General features: G+C 64.2%; 16 protein-coding genes. 7 read left to right on the forward strand and 9 right to left on the reverse strand.

The features are described from left to right. From leuS to AC1P6P_RS15530, 6 genes are all read left to right on the forward strand, one after another. Positions 1 to 1979 (forward strand): leucine--tRNA ligase (gene leuS, locus AC1P6P_RS15505; protein WP_481403345.1); only part of this gene is annotated, 1979 nt, incomplete at its 5' end. Positions 1980 to 1982: 3 nt separating this feature from the next. Beyond that, entirely contained in the window at positions 1983 to 2522 is a 540-nt protein-coding gene (gene lptE / locus AC1P6P_RS15510; RefSeq protein ID WP_481403346.1) for an LPS assembly lipoprotein LptE, read from the forward strand. A gap of 196 nt (positions 2523 to 2718) precedes the next feature. Continuing rightward, positions 2719 to 3744 (forward strand): DNA polymerase III subunit delta, encoded by a 1026-nt coding sequence (holA, locus tag AC1P6P_RS15515; protein ID WP_481403347.1) that lies wholly within the window; start codon positions 2719 to 2721, stop codon positions 3742 to 3744. Between the two features lie 1249 nt (positions 3745 to 4993). Further along, the gene (hisF, locus tag AC1P6P_RS15520; protein ID WP_481403348.1) at positions 4994 to 5755 is read left to right on the forward strand and encodes an imidazole glycerol phosphate synthase subunit HisF; all 762 of its coding nucleotides are present in this window, start codon (positions 4994 to 4996) and stop codon (positions 5753 to 5755) included. A gap of 25 nt (positions 5756 to 5780) precedes the next feature. After that, positions 5781 to 6698, forward strand: a complete 918-nt coding sequence (locus AC1P6P_RS15525; protein WP_481403349.1) for a CHAD domain-containing protein — start codon at positions 5781 to 5783, stop codon at positions 6696 to 6698. A 229-nt stretch (positions 6699 to 6927) separates the two neighbouring features. After that, positions 6928 to 7239, forward strand: a complete 312-nt coding sequence (locus AC1P6P_RS15530; protein ID WP_481403350.1) for an energy transducer TonB family protein — start codon at positions 6928 to 6930, stop codon at positions 7237 to 7239. Here AC1P6P_RS15530 and AC1P6P_RS15535 read toward each other — a convergent pair. From AC1P6P_RS15535 to tsaD, 3 genes are read right to left on the reverse strand one after another with little or no spacing between them, the layout of a single operon-like run. Continuing rightward, on the reverse strand, positions 7233 to 7832 hold the full coding sequence (locus AC1P6P_RS15535) for a histidine phosphatase family protein (protein ID WP_481403351.1): 600 nt from the start codon (positions 7830 to 7832) through the stop codon (positions 7233 to 7235). The two genes, AC1P6P_RS15530 and AC1P6P_RS15535, sit on opposite strands and share 7 nt — an antisense overlap. After that, the gene (gene xth, locus AC1P6P_RS15540; RefSeq protein WP_481403352.1) at positions 7832 to 8626 is read right to left on the reverse strand and encodes an exodeoxyribonuclease III; all 795 of its coding nucleotides are present in this window, start codon (positions 8624 to 8626) and stop codon (positions 7832 to 7834) included. Before xth ends, AC1P6P_RS15535 begins: the two co-directional genes overlap by 1 nt. 7 nt (positions 8627 to 8633) lie before the next feature. After that, positions 8634 to 9656 carry a tRNA (adenosine(37)-N6)-threonylcarbamoyltransferase complex transferase subunit TsaD gene (gene tsaD, locus AC1P6P_RS15545; protein ID WP_481403415.1) on the reverse strand — a complete coding sequence of 341 codons (1023 nt, stop codon included), beginning with the start codon at positions 9654 to 9656 and terminating at the stop codon, positions 8634 to 8636. 109 nt (positions 9657 to 9765) lie between these two features. Here tsaD and hemC point away from each other — a divergent pair, with 109 nt between their 5' ends. Then, positions 9766 to 10689, forward strand: coding sequence for a hydroxymethylbilane synthase (gene hemC, locus AC1P6P_RS15550; protein ID WP_481403353.1), 924 nt, complete (start codon positions 9766 to 9768; stop codon positions 10687 to 10689). A 15-nt stretch (positions 10690 to 10704) separates the two neighbouring features. Here hemC and AC1P6P_RS15555 read toward each other — a convergent pair whose 3' ends face one another. The 6 genes from AC1P6P_RS15555 to miaB all read right to left on the reverse strand — a co-directional run bounded on the left by AC1P6P_RS15555 (position 10705) and on the right by miaB (position 16428). Further along, a complete protein-coding gene (locus AC1P6P_RS15555) occupies positions 10705 to 11118 on the reverse strand; it encodes a helix-turn-helix domain-containing protein (protein WP_481403354.1) in 414 nt (137 codons plus the stop codon). Between the two features lie 65 nt (positions 11119 to 11183). Then, the gene (gene lnt, locus AC1P6P_RS15560) at positions 11184 to 12767 is read right to left on the reverse strand and encodes an apolipoprotein N-acyltransferase (RefSeq protein ID WP_481403355.1); all 1584 of its coding nucleotides are present in this window, start codon (positions 12765 to 12767) and stop codon (positions 11184 to 11186) included. Then, a complete protein-coding gene (locus AC1P6P_RS15565; protein WP_481403356.1) occupies positions 12760 to 13659 on the reverse strand; it encodes a hemolysin family protein in 900 nt (299 codons plus the stop codon). Before AC1P6P_RS15565 ends, lnt begins: the two co-directional genes overlap by 8 nt. Further along, positions 13656 to 14102 carry an rRNA maturation RNase YbeY gene (gene ybeY, locus AC1P6P_RS15570; protein WP_481403357.1) on the reverse strand — a complete coding sequence of 149 codons (447 nt, stop codon included), beginning with the start codon at positions 14100 to 14102 and terminating at the stop codon, positions 13656 to 13658. The genes AC1P6P_RS15565 and ybeY overlap by 4 nt, the downstream gene beginning before the upstream one ends. Beyond that, a complete protein-coding gene (locus AC1P6P_RS15575; RefSeq protein WP_481403358.1) occupies positions 14099 to 15076 on the reverse strand; it encodes a PhoH family protein in 978 nt (325 codons plus the stop codon). Before AC1P6P_RS15575 ends, ybeY begins: the two co-directional genes overlap by 4 nt. Continuing rightward, on the reverse strand, positions 15073 to 16428 hold the full coding sequence (gene miaB, locus AC1P6P_RS15580) for a tRNA (N6-isopentenyl adenosine(37)-C2)-methylthiotransferase MiaB (RefSeq protein WP_481403359.1): 1356 nt from the start codon (positions 16426 to 16428) through the stop codon (positions 15073 to 15075). Before miaB ends, AC1P6P_RS15575 begins: the two co-directional genes overlap by 4 nt. Positions 16429 to 16467 lie beyond the last annotated feature (39 nt).

Genomic DNA, 16467 nt, shown 5'->3' on the forward strand with positions numbered 1-16467 from the left:
AACGCAAGAAGCTGTCGCAGTGGTTCTTGAAGATCACCGCCTATTCCGACGAGCTGTTGAGCGGCCTCGATGGGCTGGAGCGCTGGCCGGAAAAGGTCCGGCTGATGCAGAAGAACTGGATCGGCCGCTCGGAAGGCCTCAAATTCAAATTCGACCTGTCTACTGGCGGCCAGCTCGAAGTCTTCACGACGCGCCCCGACACCTTGTTCGGCGCCAGTTTCGTCGCCCTCAGCGCCGATCATCCGCTGACCGAAGAACTCGCCAGGAACGACGGCGCGCTGGCCCGTTTTCAGGCCGAATGCCGGCGCATCGGCACCGCCGAAGAGACCATCGAGAAGGCCGAGAAGCTCGGCTACGACACCGGCCTCACCGTTACCCACCCGTTCGATCCGAGCTGGAAGCTGCCGGTCTATGTCGCCAATTTCGTGCTGATGGGCTACGGCACCGGCGCCATTTTCGGCTGCCCGGCGCACGACCAGCGCGACCTCGATTTCGCCCGCAAATACGGCTTGCGGGTTCAGGCGGTGGTGATCCCCGAGGGCGCCGATCCGAAAACCTTCGATGTCGGCAATGAAGCCTATGTCGGCCCCGGCCGCCTGGAGAATTCCGACTTCCTCAACGGCCTCGATGTCGATACCGCCAAGAACGAAGTCGCCGGCCGCCTCGAAGCGCGCGGCATTGCGGCCCGCACGGTGCAGTATCGCCTGCGCGACTGGCTGGTCAGCCGCCAGCGCCCGTGGGGCTGCCCGATTCCTATGATCCACTGCGCCCATTGCGGCGTGGTGCCGGCGGCCGATCTGCCGGTCAAAGTGCCCGACGATCTCGCCTACAATGTCAAAGGCAATCCGCTCGACGCCCATCCGACCTGGAAGCATGTGAAATGCCCGGCGTGCGGCGGCGAGGCGGTGCGCGATACCGACACCCTCGACACCTTCGTCGATTCCTCGTGGTATTACGCCCGCTTCACCGACACCACGGCGGCCGGCCCGGTGAGCCAGGAAGCAGTCGATTACTGGCTGCCGGTCGATCAGTACATCGGCGGCATCGAGCACGCGATTTTGCACCTGCTCTATGCCCGCTTCTTCCTGCGGGCGATGAAGAAAGCCGGCTACGTCAAGATCGACGAGCCGTTCGCAGGGCTCTTCACCCAAGGCATGGTCTGCCACGAGACTTATAAGGACCCCGCCGGCGCCTGGCTGTCGCCCGACCAGATCGAAAAGCGCGCCGACGGCGTCTTCATCAAGGACAGCGGCGAGAAGGTCACCGTCGGTCCGTCGGAAAAAATGTCGAAATCGAAGAAAAACGTGGTGGCGCCTGAGGCCATCATCGATATCTTCGGTGCCGACACCATCCGCTGGTTCATGCTGTCGGACACCCCGCCCGAGCGCGACATCGAATGGACCGACGAAGGCGCCGATGCCTGCTGGAAGTTCGTCCAGCGCGTCTGGCGGCTGGTCAGCGAGGCGGAAAACCTTCCGCCGCCCGGCACCCCGGTTGAGGGCACGTCGGATTTGCGCCGCGCCGTCCATCGCGCCACCCAGGCGGTGACCGAGGATCTGGCGGCGCTGCGCTTCAATCGCGCCGTGGCGCAGATTTACGCGCTCGCCAATGCTATAACTGCCGCCCAGACCGCACCGGGCCCCGAACGCCGCGAAGCGCTCGAGACCCTGGTCAAACTGATCGGACCGATGATGCCGCATCTGGCCGAAAGCTGCTGGGACGCGTTGGGGCACCAGCCCTTCCTCGCCACCGCGCCGTGGCCGCAGGCCAAGGCCGAACTGACGGCCGCCGACACCGTGAAAATGGCGGTGCAGGTCGCCGGCAAGCTGCGCGGCACCATCGAGGTCGCGCCCAATGCCGACAAGGCGGTGGCGGAAGCGGCAGCTTTGGCGCTCGACACCGTGCAGAAGGCTATGAACGGCAAGCCGGCGAAGAAAATCATCGTGGTGCCGAACCGGATCGTCAACATCGTGGTGTGACGCATGAAAAACGCAGCCGTCCTTCTTGTCGGGCTTTTCGTGGCTCCCCTCCTCGCCGGCTGCGGCTTTCATCCGCTGTATGCCGTGCCCAATACGCCCGGCGGCACCATGCAGGCGACGCTGCGCGCGGTCTACGTCGAGGAGGTGCCGGAGCGGCTCGGCTATCAGTTGCGCAACAAACTGATCGACTCGCTTGATGCCCAGAGTGAGGCGGCAGGCGCGCGCTATCATCTGAAGCTGACGATTACCACCAAGAGCGAAGCCATCGGCGTGCAGAGCCAGACCACCACCGGCGGCATCACCCAGACCGCGATCACCCGCTACAACGACACGCTGCACTGCGAGTACGAACTCGTCGATGCGCGCAGCGGCGCGGTGATCACCAGAGGCATCGAAACCGGTCTGTCGGCCTACAACGTCCTCAACTCGCCCTATGCGACGCTCGCCGTGCAGCAGGACGCCGACCGCCGCGCGGCGGAGGACATCGCCGACCGTATCCGCATCGACCTCGCGGTGTACTTCGCCCAGCAGGCGAAGAAGTGACGGCAGTCCTTTTCTGCCCCCGCGGGCGCAAGGCTGCCGCGACCCGCACTGAGAACGCGGGGGAAGGCCACGCGCAGCGTGGGAAGGGGGCTTACATTGGTTTACAAGCCCCCTTTGGTCGCGTCGCGACCACTTCCCCCGCGCTCTGTGTGCCCGTGACGAGAGTTTTCCGCACGCGGGGGCAGAAAGAGCGTCCATGACCGTCATCCGCCCCTTCGAAGCCGAGCGCACTGCGAAGAACCCGCCCAAATCGATGCTGGCGGCCCTCGTCTTCGGGCCTGACGCCGGGCTGGCCCGCGAGCGCGCCGAAACGCTGCTGAAAACGGTGGTCGGCGACCTCAGCGATCCCTTCCGCGTCGCCGATCTCGATGAGGCAACGCTGGCCGCCGATCCGGCGCGCCTCGCGGACGAAGCCGCGGCGATGTCGATGCTGGGCGGACGGCGCGTCGTGCGGGTGCGCGGCGCCACCAATGCGCTGGCGAAAGTGTTCGAGGCCTTTCTCGACGATCCCAAGGGCGATGCCCTGGTGGTGGTGGAGGCCGGCGATCTCGCCAAGGGCGGCGCCTTGCGCAAGCTGTTCGAAGACGCCGACAACGCCGCGGCGTTTGCCTGTTATCCCGACACCGCCCGCGATTTGCCCGACGTGGTGCGCGACAGCTTGCGCATCGAAGGCCTTTCGATCACCGCCGATGCGCTCGCCGATGCGGTATCGCGGCTGGGCTCGGACCGCGGCGTCACCCGGCGCGAACTGGAAAAGCTGGCGCTCTACTGCCGCGGCCAGAAAGAGGTCAGCCTCGACGACGTGCGCGCTGCGATGGGCGACGAAGCCGAAGCGCGCGCCGACGAAGCCTGCGATGCCGCCGGTCTCGGCGACTTGAAGCGGCTGGACCTCGCGCTCGAACGGCTGTGGGCCTCCGACATTTCGCCGATCGCCGTGGTGCGCCAGGCGATGGGCCATTTCCAGCGCCTCTTGCTGGTCTCGGTCGATGCCGCCCGCGGCGACAACATCGAATTCGCGCTCAAGAAACTGCGCCCGCCGCTACACTTTTCCCGCGCCAACGCCTTCAAGCTGCAGCTGCAGAAGTGGAACGAAGATCGCCTCGGCAACGCCCTCGACCTGTTGTTCGAAGCCGAAGCCTTGTGCAAAACCACCGCCGTCCCCGCCGAGGCCGCGCTCGGACGAGCCCTCTTCAACGTCGCCGCGATGGCGCGGGGGCGATGATGCCTCCCCGGCGGAGCCAGCGCCGCAGCGCGACCAAATTTACGGGACACTTTAAATAATTCCCACGCTGGCCGCGTCCATTCCATGAAATGACGCGAGATGCGCTTTCTGCCCCCACGCGCGAGACGCCCTCTTCACCGGCACGTAGAGCGTGGGGGAAGTGGCTGTCGGAACGCGCAGCGGTGCGACAGCCGAAGGGGGCTTTCACCGCTCGTCCTGACGTTAAGCCCCCTTCGGTTCGCCGCTCCGCGCCGAACCACTTCCCCCACAGTCATCATGCCAGAGAGTCAAACCGTGTCGCCCGCGGGGGCAGATGGTGTGAGCACACACGTTCACGCCGAGATGTCGTGCCGTCGGATCAAGGCATAGGCAATGAAGACAGTGAGCGCTGCCAAGCTGCTCCATGTTTGTACGCCCGGTGCGCTTGCGAACATGAACCATTGATAGATCACGACCGCTAGTACGCTACAATCAAGGACAATCGCCGCAATTATGATTGCCTTTGCGAGACGGATAAGATGGTTCATAGCCGAACCCCGAGGTCCGTTTGTGACAAGAGTAATGCTGGATCAGGGGCGGCCCAAACGCAAGTTCTGACGCATCGCGGACCAGTACCACGATCGCAGCTTCACTCTCCCCCTGCGCCTGCGTCTCAGCCTTCGAAAATCGTGATAAGTGTTACATCCCTAACGATCTTGAAGGACGTGGGTTCGGTTCCCACATCTCGTCTGAAGTCTCGTCGTTGCTCGGATGGAAGACGCGCTCGCCTTGCTGCAACTGCCGTCGCTTGTCGTGGAAGCGATGCAACGGACCGCGCGCCGCAGGCCGATTCATGGTGAACGGGCGCGTAACGAGTCAGCACCCCCTCCCCGCTCGCAAAACCCCAATAACAATTATGTTGCCGAAGCGGGTTTGCCACGGCAGCCTGTCCGGCGTCGCGTCGCGAAGCCCGGAGCGAGGGCGGGCAATCGCAATGCGGTCAAACCCGGTCTGGCCGAATGGCGCGCCGCCGACGCCGAGGCCAAACGCTGTCTCGCACGGCTGAAGCGCGCCCTCGCCCTTGCCAAATCTGTGATCGCCGCCGCCCAGCCGCCGCACTACCGCTATTGCCACATTTACCAGGTGAACGGCGCCGTCAGGCGGGTTTGCGTCCGCGTGCACATCGGCGCCAACCGCCGCGCGGCCCCGGCAAACTGGACTCCTCCCGCCCCATTCGCTATTCGCTATGCGCCATTCGCGCAGGCTCCCCATGCTGAAGATCCGCATCATCCCCTGTCTCGACGTGAAGGACGGGCGCGTCGTCAAGGGCGTCAACTTCGTCGATCTTCGCGATGCCGGCGATCCGGTGGAGCAGGCCATGCTCTACGACCGCATGGGCGCCGACGAACTCTGCTTTCTCGACATCACCGCCTCGAACGAGAAGCGCGCCATCATGCTGGATGTGGTCCGCCGCACCGCCGATGTCTGCTTCATGCCGCTGACCGTGGGCGGAGGCGTGCGCACCTTGGACGATATCCGCAGCCTGCTCCTGGCCGGTGCCGACAAGGTGTCGATCAACACCGAAGCGGTGAAGCGGCCCGAGTTCGTGCGCGAAGGCGCCGAGAAGTTCGGCAGCCAGTGCATCGTTGCGGCGATCGATGCCAAACAGGTGGCGCCGGGCAAGTTCGAAGTCTTCACCCATGGCGGCCGCAACCCGACCGGCATCGATGCGGTGCGCCACGCGATCCGGCTGGTGGAATATGGCGCCGGCGAAATCCTGCTCACCTCGATGGATCGCGACGGCACCAAGATCGGCTACAACATCCCCTTGACCCGCGCCATTTCCGATGCGGTGTCGGTGCCGGTGATCGCTTCGGGGGGGGTCGGAACCCTCGAGCACCTGGTGGAAGGGGTCCGCGACGGCGGCGCCAATGCCGTACTGGCCGCCTCGATTTTCCATTTCGGTCAATGGTCTATCGCCGACGCCAAGAATGCCCTTGCATCGGCAGGGATTCCGGTCCGCAATACCTGAAAATAACAGGTGTTGGTGGGAAACGATGAGCGAGCCGCAGCGGCCGCGCCCAGTCCTGGTGCCGGTTTTTGCGCAGGCGCCGCGGATCGACGGCAGTCTCGGCGCTGACGAGGCGCTGCGCCTGATCCTGCTCGACGCCCTCGCTCAGCTCGACGCCAATGTGCCGGCGGCGGTGCAGGCCGAAAACGGCGAAGCCCTGCACCAGATGCGCGTCGCCTTGCGCCGCTTGCGCACCGCGATGAAGATAACGAAAGCGTTCGCTGATCTTGATGCGCGCGCAAAAATCCTCATCGCCACCATCGGACAGGCGCGCGATCTCGATGTCTTTGTCGCGGAGCTGTTCCAGCCGGCGGTGGTGGAACTGGGACCGCGCCGCGGCTTCGATATTCTGGCGAGCCGGGCCGAGCGCTTGCGCCGCGAGGCGTGGCGGAACGCGATCGCGACGATCACCGCGCCATCGTTCCGCGCTTTTGAGGACGAGGTCACAGCAGCGGCGCGCGCGGCCGTCTGGGAGAAGGATCGCCCCATCACCGCGCTGGCACCAAGCCTGCTCGATCACGCGGTCCGGCGGGCCGAGCGGCGCGGCCGTCATTTCAAGCGCCTCGATCCGCCGTCGCGCCACCGTTTGCGCATCGCGCTCAAAAACCTGCGCTATGCCAGCGAGTTTTTCGCGCCCCTCTATCCGGGCAAGACGGTGAAGCACTGGCTGAAGCCGCTGAAGGAATTGCAGGACCTGCTCGGGCACCTCAATGACGTCGCACAAGTGCGTGGCGTTGTCGGCCGATTGATGCTGGAAGAAGCCGAAAGTGCCGGCGTGCAGGCTGATTTGAGCTATGCCGCCGGCTTGCTGCAAGGCTTGCATCAGGCCCGCGCCGAAACGATTGCCGAAAAAACCGGCAAACGCTGGAAAAGGTTCCGCGCCACGACACCGTTCTGGGCGTGAGGTGCTGCTCGGTTTTTATGCGATTGCATCGTCTTTGTGCGAACGATGCATATAATGCTGATGGGACGCGGTTTTCTTTGTCATCACTCCGTCGTATTTCAGCGTTGCATCGTCGCAGCAAACGCAAATCCGCACCAAGCTGCAGCCCCGAAACCTTCGCTTAAGCGATGCGCCGCTAGCGTTGCCCATCCGGCCCTGAGACCGGTCGAAGATCAACATGGTGGGTGCAATGCGTTTCGGTTTGAAATTGGGTTTTTGTGTTGTTGTTGCGGCCGCGCTGGCCGCGCCGGCTGTGGCCGGCGATTTGAACGACGTGTTCAAGAAGTGCCTCACGCAGTACGGCAAGTCGACCAAGGATGCGACGGTGACGCTCGAATGTGTGGCGGCCGACGGCAAAGTCAGCGGCTGCAAGATCGTCGAAGCGCCGTCACCGGCCGACGGCTTCGACAAGGCGGCGCTGTGCGTGGCGGATGCTCTGCCGATCGGCAGCAAGACCGGAACAATCAAGTTCCCGATCAAGTTTACCGGCAGCCATTATTGAGCTGCGCGAGGCCTGAGCGGCGCGTTGAGCTGTGACAGGCTCGGCGTGCCGTCGGCGGCAAGCGCCAGGATCAGCGCCGCCTTGAGGTCGAGCTCGGGCGGCATCGGCGCCGACATCTCCCAGCCGGTCGCCAGAACGTAGGCGGCGCGCAGCACGCCCATATGGCTGACGGCGATGGCGTCGTGACCACGCGCCGCAACGGCTTGGAAGAACGCCGTCAGGCGGGCGTGCAGTTCGCCGGTGGATTCGCCGTGTGGCGGGCGGAACGAGAGCCCGCGTCCACCGGCCCGTTCGAAGGCGTCGTCGCCATCGCGCGCCAGCATCTCGGCCCGCGTCAGGCCTTCCCAGTCACCCCAGTTCTGCTCGGCCAGCCGGTCGTCGAGATGCAAGGTCTTCAGCCCCAGACAGGCCGCGGTCTGGCGCGCCCGGAGCTTGGGACTGCAATAGACGACCGCCTCATCAAAGCCCGCCGGCGGCAACAGCGCCCGCATCCGCGCCTTGCCCTCTTCCGAAAGCGGCGTATCGATCGAGCCCTGGACGCGCCCCTGCCCGTTCCAGTCGGTCGGCCCATGGCGGAGTAAGGCGAGACGCATCACAGATCGATCTCGGCGATGACCGGCACATGATCGGACGCCTTTTCCCAGCCGCGCATCTTGCGCACGATGTGATGGGTCTTGACGCACTCGCGCAGTGCCGGGCTGACCCAGATATGATCAAGGCGACGGCCGCGGTCGGAGGAGTCCCAATCGCTCGCCCGATAGCTCCACCACGAATAGACTTTCTTGGCCGGGGGTACGAACAGGCGGGTGACGTCGATCCAATTGTAGGCCGCGCGCGCCGTGTTGAGCAGACTGGTTTCGATTGGGGTGTGGCTGACCACCTTCAACAGCTGTTTGTGGTTCCAGACATCGTTCTCGAGCGGGGCGACGTTGAGATCGCCGACCAGGATCACCGGCGTCGTGGAGCCATCCTTACGGGTCTTGAACAGCTTCTCCATGCGGGCGAGGAAATCGAGTTTGTGATCGAATTTCTTGTTGAGCGCCGGATCGGGAATGTCGCCGCCCGCCGGCACATAGAAATCATGCAGTTCGAGCCCGTTCTCGAACGTCACCCGCAGATGGCGGCTGTGGCCTTCGCGGCAGTAATCGTCGACCCTGTGCCGCTTGATCGGCAGGCGCGATACCACCGCGACGCCATGATTGGCTTTCTGGCCGCTCACCGCCTGATGGACATAACCGAGCTTGGCGAATTCCTTGGCCGGGAACTGGTCGTTGGTGCACTTGATCTCCTGCAGCGCCAGCACGTCGGGCGCCTGATCGCGCAACAGCCGCGCCACCAGCGGCATCCGCAGCCGCACCGAGTTGACGTTCCAGGTCGCGATCTTCATGGCGTCCTCAGCCTTGGTGCAGCGGCCAGCGGGCAAGCGCCGGCGCCTCGAGCGGATCAAAGCGGCCGAGCGCCGCGTTCTCGATGCCGGCCCAGGCGATCATCGCAGCGTTGTCGGTACAGAGCCGCACCGGCGGCACGCTGAAGCCGAAACCGTGTTCGGCCGCGAGAGTCGCCAGCGCGGTGCGGATCGCCCCATTGGCCGCCACGCCGCCCGCCACCACCAAGGATGCCGTCTCTGCCGCGGGAAAGTCGGCGCGGAACATCGCCATCGCAGCGGCCGTACGGTCCTTCAGGATGTCGACTACCGCAGCCTGGAACGAGGCGGCGACGTCGGCGGGTACGGTGCTGCCGGTCTGAACCAACTGGCGCACCGCGGTCTTCAGGCCGGAAAAGGAAAAGTCGGCGCCGGCGCGCCCACGCATCGGCCGCGGCAGGACATAGGTGGGACGGCCCTCGCGCGCCAGCAGTTCAATCCGCGGCCCGCCCGGATAGGGCAAGCCGAGCAGCTTGGCGGTTTTGTCAAACGCCTCGCCGGCGGCATCATCGATGGTGGTGCCATAAAGCTTGAACCGCCCTGGACCTTCAACCCCGAGCAGCTGGCAATGGCCGCCGGAGACCAGCAGCAACAGGTAGGGCGTCGCAACACCGTCCGCCAGACGGGCGGAAAAGCCATGGCCCTCCAGGTGATTGACGGCAACGAGCGGCTTTCCGGCAGCAACCGCCAGGGCTTTGGCGGTGAGCAGGCCGACCATCACCCCGCCGATCAGCCCAGGCCCCGCGGTCGCAGCCACGGCATCGACATCGGCCAGGCGCACGCCGGCCTCGGCCAGCGCCTGTTCGACGATAGCGTCGATCAGCTCGACATGGGCGCGGGCGGCAATTTCCGGCACGACGCCGCCATAGGGGCGGTGCTCCTCGAGTTGGCTGAAGACAACATCGGACAGGATTTCGCCCGGACCGGGAGGAGCCCCGCGCACCACCGCGGCGGCGGTCTCGTCGCAGCTTGTCTCGATCCCGAGGACGGTCAGGGGACGCACGGTCCAGTCCTTTGTTTTATCGCGCTTTCGGCCGAAAACCGGGATACCCAGCGGCGGCAAAGCACACTAACCTGCCGCGAGGCTGTAATCGAAAAAAATAATGGCGGAAAGCGCTCTTCGTATCGGAACTCGCGGCTCGCGACTGGCCCTCGTCCAGGCGGAGATGGTGGCGCGCGCCCTCGCCGCCGCCGGCACCCCTCCAGAGATTGTCGTCATCAAGACCAGCGGCGACCGTATTCTCGATCGCCCACTCGCCGACGCCGGCGGTAAAGGCCTGTTTACCAAGGAGTTGGAAGAGGCGCTTCTCGGCGGCACCATCGACCTCGCCGTACATTCGATGAAGGATGTGCCGGTCGCACTGCCGCCTGGGCTCGGCATTGCCGCCATCCTCGAACGCGAGGATGTGCCCGATGTTTTCCTGTCGCCGCACGCGCCGTCCCTGACAGCGCTGTCCCGCGGCGCCCGGGTGGGGACCAGTTCGGTGCGCCGCGCCGCCCAGCTCAAAAGAGCCCGCCCCGATCTCGTTCCCGTCCTGTTGCGCGGCAACATCGATACCCGGCTGAGAAAGCTCGACGAGGGCGGAATGGAGGCGATCATTTTGGCGTTGGCCGGGCTGAAACGCCTCGGATTGGCGGCGCGGGTGACGGAAATTCTGTCTACGGACGATTGGCTGCCGTCGCTGGCCCAGGGGGCGGTGGGCATCGAGATCCGTGACGACGATGCGCGCACCGCGGCAGCCATCGTGCCGCTCGATCATGCGCCGACGGCAATCGCACTGGCCTGCGAACGCGCCTTTCAGGCAGCGCTCGACGGTTCATGCCGGACCCCGATCGCCGGCTTGGCGACACTCGACCACGGTGTCTTGTCATTCAGGGGAGAGGTGCTGGCACCTGACGGCAGCGACCATGTCGCGACCGCTTTTTCCGTCGATCACATCAGATGCGGGAAAAACGAGGCTGCACGCGCAGGGCGGGAGGCAGGAAACAAATTGAAACCGCGAGCGACTGGATGGCTCGCCGTCTAGTTCCAGAAAACCGCGCTACTGCGCGTTTTCCGAGCTGTCTTCGGCCAGGGACTTGACGAGATCAAGCACCCGCTTGCGCACCTTGGGATCCTTGATGCGCATATAGGCGAGCGAGAGCTGCAAACCGTCGCCGCTCGAAACGAATTCGAGCACGGGCTGGGAATCGCGTTCGGCGAAACCCGGTGCGCTCGCGAGCTGCTCGGTCACACTCTCGTAGAAGTACTGGATCGGAACGCCGAGAATGCGTGCGATCTCAAAAAGACGGCCCGCTCCGATGCGGTTCACGCCCTTCTCGTACTTCTGCACTTGTTGGAACGTCAGACCGAGCAACTCGCCCAATCTTTCCTGACTCATGCCGATCATCATCCGGCGCAGGCGAAGCCTATTGCCTACCTGACCGTCGATCGGATTGGCTTGTTTTTTTGGCAAGGTCGTAAACTTATGGGTTGGAGATGAAAATCTAGGAGCCGGGGTAGCACATCGCAAAGACGAATTCACCGCCCGACGCAGTGAGGCCTCATTTTCCTTTTGGAAAAAACCCAAGTCAAAGCGACGTTTGCGCATACCATCATTGCAAACAGCCAGTCGCCGAAGCGCGAATAGGGGGTGGACGCAATCGCAGCGGGAAGCGGTCCGTCGACCACACCGGTTTTGCCCAATCCCAGATGTCGGGTGATTCGCCCGAAAGGATCGATGATTGCGGAGATGCCGGTGTTCGCCGCGCGCGCCACCGGAAGGCCTTCTTCGATGGCGCGCACCCGTGCGACCAAAAGGTGCTGGCGCGGGCCGGCCCACGGGCCGAACCAGGAATCGTCGGTGACATTCACGAACCAATCCGGGCGCGGACCATCCACGACTTCACCGGGAAACAAAATTTCGTAACATATCAACGGCGTGAGCGTACCGGCTCCGGCCAGACGCACCGTTTTGATGCCATCACCGGGCACGAAACTGCCGTCGATTCCGGTCAGTTTCTGAAGCCCGAGTGCATCCAAGCTCTTTTCGAACGGCAGATATTCGCCGAACGGTACCAGGTGAAACTTGTCGTAAGTCGTAACAAGCGTGCCGTCCTTGCCGAACACAAACAGGCTGTTGAAGTAGCGGACGTCGTCCGTGGGCTGAACTTCGCGGCGTAGCGCGCCGGTGACGAGGCCTTGGCGGCCCGCCACCAACTGGGCGATCTGATCCAGCGCCAAGGGCTGCTCGTCGAGCAGGAACGGCGGCGCCGCCTCGGGCCAGACGATGATGGAAGGATTGCCGGGGCCGCGTGACAGGTCGACCAGCCGGCGCCAGTTCCTCAGCACGTAGCGGCGCTGGTATTTTTCGGCCTGAGGTACATTGGGCTGCACCAGCCGCAGCGTGACGCCCGGAACGGTCGTTTCCGGCGCCGCCGCCAGCCGCACCGCACCGCCAACCCAGAATAATGTGAACAGCGCGGCGAGCGCGGCCGGCGCCTTCCAGCGCGGTTGGGGCGCGAACAACTCCGCCAGCGCCGCGCCGAACAGTATGGTCAGAAGCGACAGGGCATAGGCCCCGAACATGGCGGCGGACTGTAGCACGGCGAGCGAGGCGCCCCAGCCATAGGCCGGAAGATTCCAGGGGAAGCCGGTGAAGATGTGGCCGCGGAGCCATTCGGCGACCCCGTAAAGCGCCGCGAACAGGAACAAGCGCGCTGGTCCCGGCCGCCATAGCCGGCCCGCGACAGCGCCGACGGCCGTCTGGAACAGGGCGAGGCCGGCGAAGAAGAACAGCAGGATCGGCATCTGCCATTCGTGCGCGCCGGGGAAAACCAGGAAGGAATAGGCAATCCAGTGCAGCCCGAACAGGAACTGGCCGAAACCGAAGGCCCAGGCGAGTTGGGCACTGGCGAGGATGGGTTTGGGTCCGGCGGCGGCGTTGTCGAGCAGCAGAACCAGGGCGGCAAAGCCGAGCAGCAGGGCCGGGAAAACGTCGAAGGGAACAAAGCTGAACGCCGAAACCACGCCGGCGCCGAAGGCAAATCCAAAACGTGGCCAGCCCGACAAGGCGCGGACGAAATTACCGGTCCGCACCAGATGGCCGGTGAGCGATTCAATCATGTCCGGGCGGTCTTTCCTTGGGCGGGCGGATCAACAGGCGTTTGACGCGGCGCGGATCGGCTTCGAGCACTTCGAATTCGACGCCATTGGGATCGGCGATGATCTCGCCGCGCTGCGGCACCCGCCCGATCAGCGACACGACCAGACCGCCGAGCGTGTCGATCTCGCTGTCCTCGTCGCGGGGAAACGCGATGCCGGTCTCGCTGCGGAAATTATCGAGATCGACGCGGGCATCGGCGACAAAGCCGCCGGACGGCAGTGGCCGTGCGCCGGGCTGTTCTTCGTCGTGTTCGTCGGCGATGTCACCGACGATTTCCTCGATGATGTCCTCGATCGACACCAGTCCGTCGGTGCCGCCGTATTCGTCGATGACGAGGGCGAGATGAATGTGCGTGGTCTGCATTTTCAGCAACAGATCGAGCACCGGCATCGACGGTGGCGCAAACAGGATGTCGTGGCGGATTGCCGAAATCGCCACCTCGCGAACACAGAATGTGCCGTCGTCGCCGACTTCGAGCTGTTCGAGCACACTCTTGAAGTGGACGAACCCGATTGGGTCATCGAGGGTCTCGCGATAGACCGGCAGGCGCGAATGCTGTGCTTCGCGGAAATGCATGATCAGCTCGGCGAGCGGTGTCGATTCTTCCACGGCGACGATGTCGGCGCGCGGCACCATCACGTCCTTGACCCGGAGCTCGCCGAACTTGAGCAGGTTGGCGAGCATGATGCGTTCCTGATCGGACAGGCCCGGGCTTTGCCGGTCGGCCTCCTCGATCGCCTCTTCCAGGGTCTCGCGGATCGAAGCCGCCGCATCGTCACCGCGCAACAATTGCGCCAGTCGTCGCAAAAGTGATGGCGGCTTGTCGTCGTCGGTTTCGGCGGCGCTGGTCATTTCGCCTCGTAAGGATTGGCGATCTTGAGGGTCGCCAGAATGCGCGTTTCCATCGGCTCCATCACTTTGGCGAGACGGGACGAAGTGTGATCATACCCAAGAAGATGCAACACACCGTGAACGGCGAGATGGGTGGCATGGTCGATCAGCGCCTTGCCTTCGGCTTTGGCTTCTTTGGCGGTGACGCCCCAGGCGATGGCGATATCACCGATGTACCCTTCTGCTCCACTGGGAAACGACAGCACATTGGTCGGCTTGTTCCTGCCGCGAAAATCGTGGTTGAGCGCCTGAACCCGCTTGTCGCTGGTCAGCAACACAGTCAGATCGAGGTTGGGATCAGCACCGGCCTCGGCAAGCGCGGCGCGGACGGCCTTTTTCAGGCGAGCCGGAAGGGCGCGGGTGCGGCGCCAGCGACCGTCTTCAATTTCGAGCGTGAGGCTCAATCGCGGTTCTTGCGCGCGGTCACGGCGCGCTCCTCCTCGGCGGCATTATAGGCGGCGACGATCCGCGTGACGAGGGCGTGGCGGACGACGTCATGCTCGGAAAACCGTGCGACCGCCGCTCCCTCGATGCCCGTCAGGATGTCGAGCGCCTGGATCAAGCCTTCGGCGCGCCCGCCCGGCAGATCGCTTTGCGAGAGATCGCCGGTCACCACCATGCGCGAATCCTCGCCCAAGCGGGTGAGAAACATCTTCATTTGCATTGCCGTGGTGTTCTGCGCTTCGTCGAGAATGACGAAGGCCCGCGTCAGGGTGCGCCCGCGCATGAAGGCGAGCGGTGCCACTTCGATCACGCCCTGCTCGATCAATTTCAGGCACGGTTCGCCGATGACGTCGAACAGCGCGTCGTAGAGCGGGCGCAGATAGGGATCAATCTTCTCCTTGAGGTCACCGGGCAGAAAGCCGAGCCGCTCGCCCGCCTCCAGCGCCGGCCGCGACAGGATCAGCCGTTCCACCTGCCGCTTATGCAACAGATAGGCGCCGAATGCGGCAGCAAGATAGGTCTTACCGGTGCCGGCTGGCCCGACACCGAACACCAGCGGGTGGGTCCGCATCATGTCGAGATAGGCCACTTGCGCCGCGGAGCGCGCCCGCAAAGTACGGCCAGTCCAGGTGGCGATGGTCGGTCCGCCGCCGGGGGCGCCATTGCGCTCGGCGCTGAAGCGGATTTCGGAATCGATTTCCGCGGCGCCGACGGTTTCACCGGATTCCAGTCGGGCGTAGAGCGCCCGTAATACTTGGGCGGCCTTGTCGCGCTCGGCGCCTTCGATGGACACGATGTTGCCGCGCTGGCCCACCTTCACCGCTAGTTTATGTTCGAGGCGCACGAAGTGTTTCAGGTGCGGGCCTGACAATTCCAGCAACAGGGCGTTGTCGGGAAATTCCAGCGTCAGCTTGGACGACTTTTTTGCGCTCAATGCGATGCCTTTTCGGGGGAACCTGTTACGAGCACGCCTTTCAGGCTGTTGGGCAGGACGGCCGCGATCCGCACATCGGCGATCGTGCCGATTAGCGGCGCGGCGCCTTCGACATGGACCGGCTGCAGATATGGCGAGCGGCCGACCGCCTGATTTTCCTTGCGACCGGGATGTTCGAACAGCACCGGCAAGGTGCGGCCGGCACATGAAGCATTGAAGGCCTTCTGCTGCGCCGTCAGCAGCGCCTGCAATTCGGCGAGGCGAGCGTCCTTCACATCCTCCGGCACCTGCTTGGCGATGGCGGCGGCCGGCGTGCCGGGACGGGCACTGTATTTGAACGAATACGCCTGGGCGTAGTTCACCGTGCGCACCAGATCGAGCGTCGCCTGGAAATCGGCATCGCTCTCGCCGGGAAAGCCGACGATAAAATCGCCTGACAGAGCTATGTCAGGACGCGCATCGCGGATGCGTTCCACCAGTTTCAAATAGTGCGCCGCGCTGTGGCCGCGATTCATGGCGGTAAGGATCGCATCGGACCCTGCTTGCACCGGCAGATGCAAGTACGGCATCAGTTGGGGGATATCGCGATGGGCGGCGATCAGTTCGTCGGTCATGTCGCGCGGATGCGAGGTGACGAAGCGCAGCCGCTGCAGCCGGTCGATTTTGGCCAGCGCCTCGATCAATTTCGCCAATGACCACACCGCGCCGTCGGGACCCGTGCCGCAATAGGCGTTGACGTTCTGGCCTAGCAGCGTGATTTCGCGCGCGCCGCTGTTCACGAGGCCCCTCGCCTCGGCCAAAATCTGATCCACCGGTCGCGAGAATTCGGCGCCGCGGGTATAGGGCACGACGCAGAACGTACAGAACTTGTCGCAGCCTTCCTGCACCGTCAGGAACGCGGTGGGGGCACCGTTTGCAGTCGGCGCCGGCAAGGTGTCGAATTTGTCTTCGGCCGGGAATTCGGTTTCGAGCGCATGGCCGGTGCCACGGCTGACCCGCGCGATCATCTCCGGCAGGCGCTGATAGGATTGCGGCCCGACCACGATATCAACCGCCGGCTGGCGCGCGATGATCTCTTCGCCTTCGGCCTGGGCAACGCAACCGGCGACGGCAACGATCATGCGCCCACCCGCGCGCGCCCGCATCTCCTTCAGGCGTTTCAGCTTGCCGAGTTCGGAATAGACTTTTTCCGCCGCCTTCTCGCGAATGTGACAGGTGTTCAGGATCACCATGTCGGCGTCTTCGGCCGTATCGGTCGCGGCAAAGCCGAGCGGCGCCAACACGTCCGCCATGCGGGCGGAATCGTAGACGTTCATCTGGCAGCCGTAGGTCTTGATGAAAAGCCGCTTCATGGCCGGTTTATGTTCGATAGGCGCCGGGAACACAAGAAA

It is taken from the genome of Rhizomicrobium sp., from assembly GCF_056722145.1.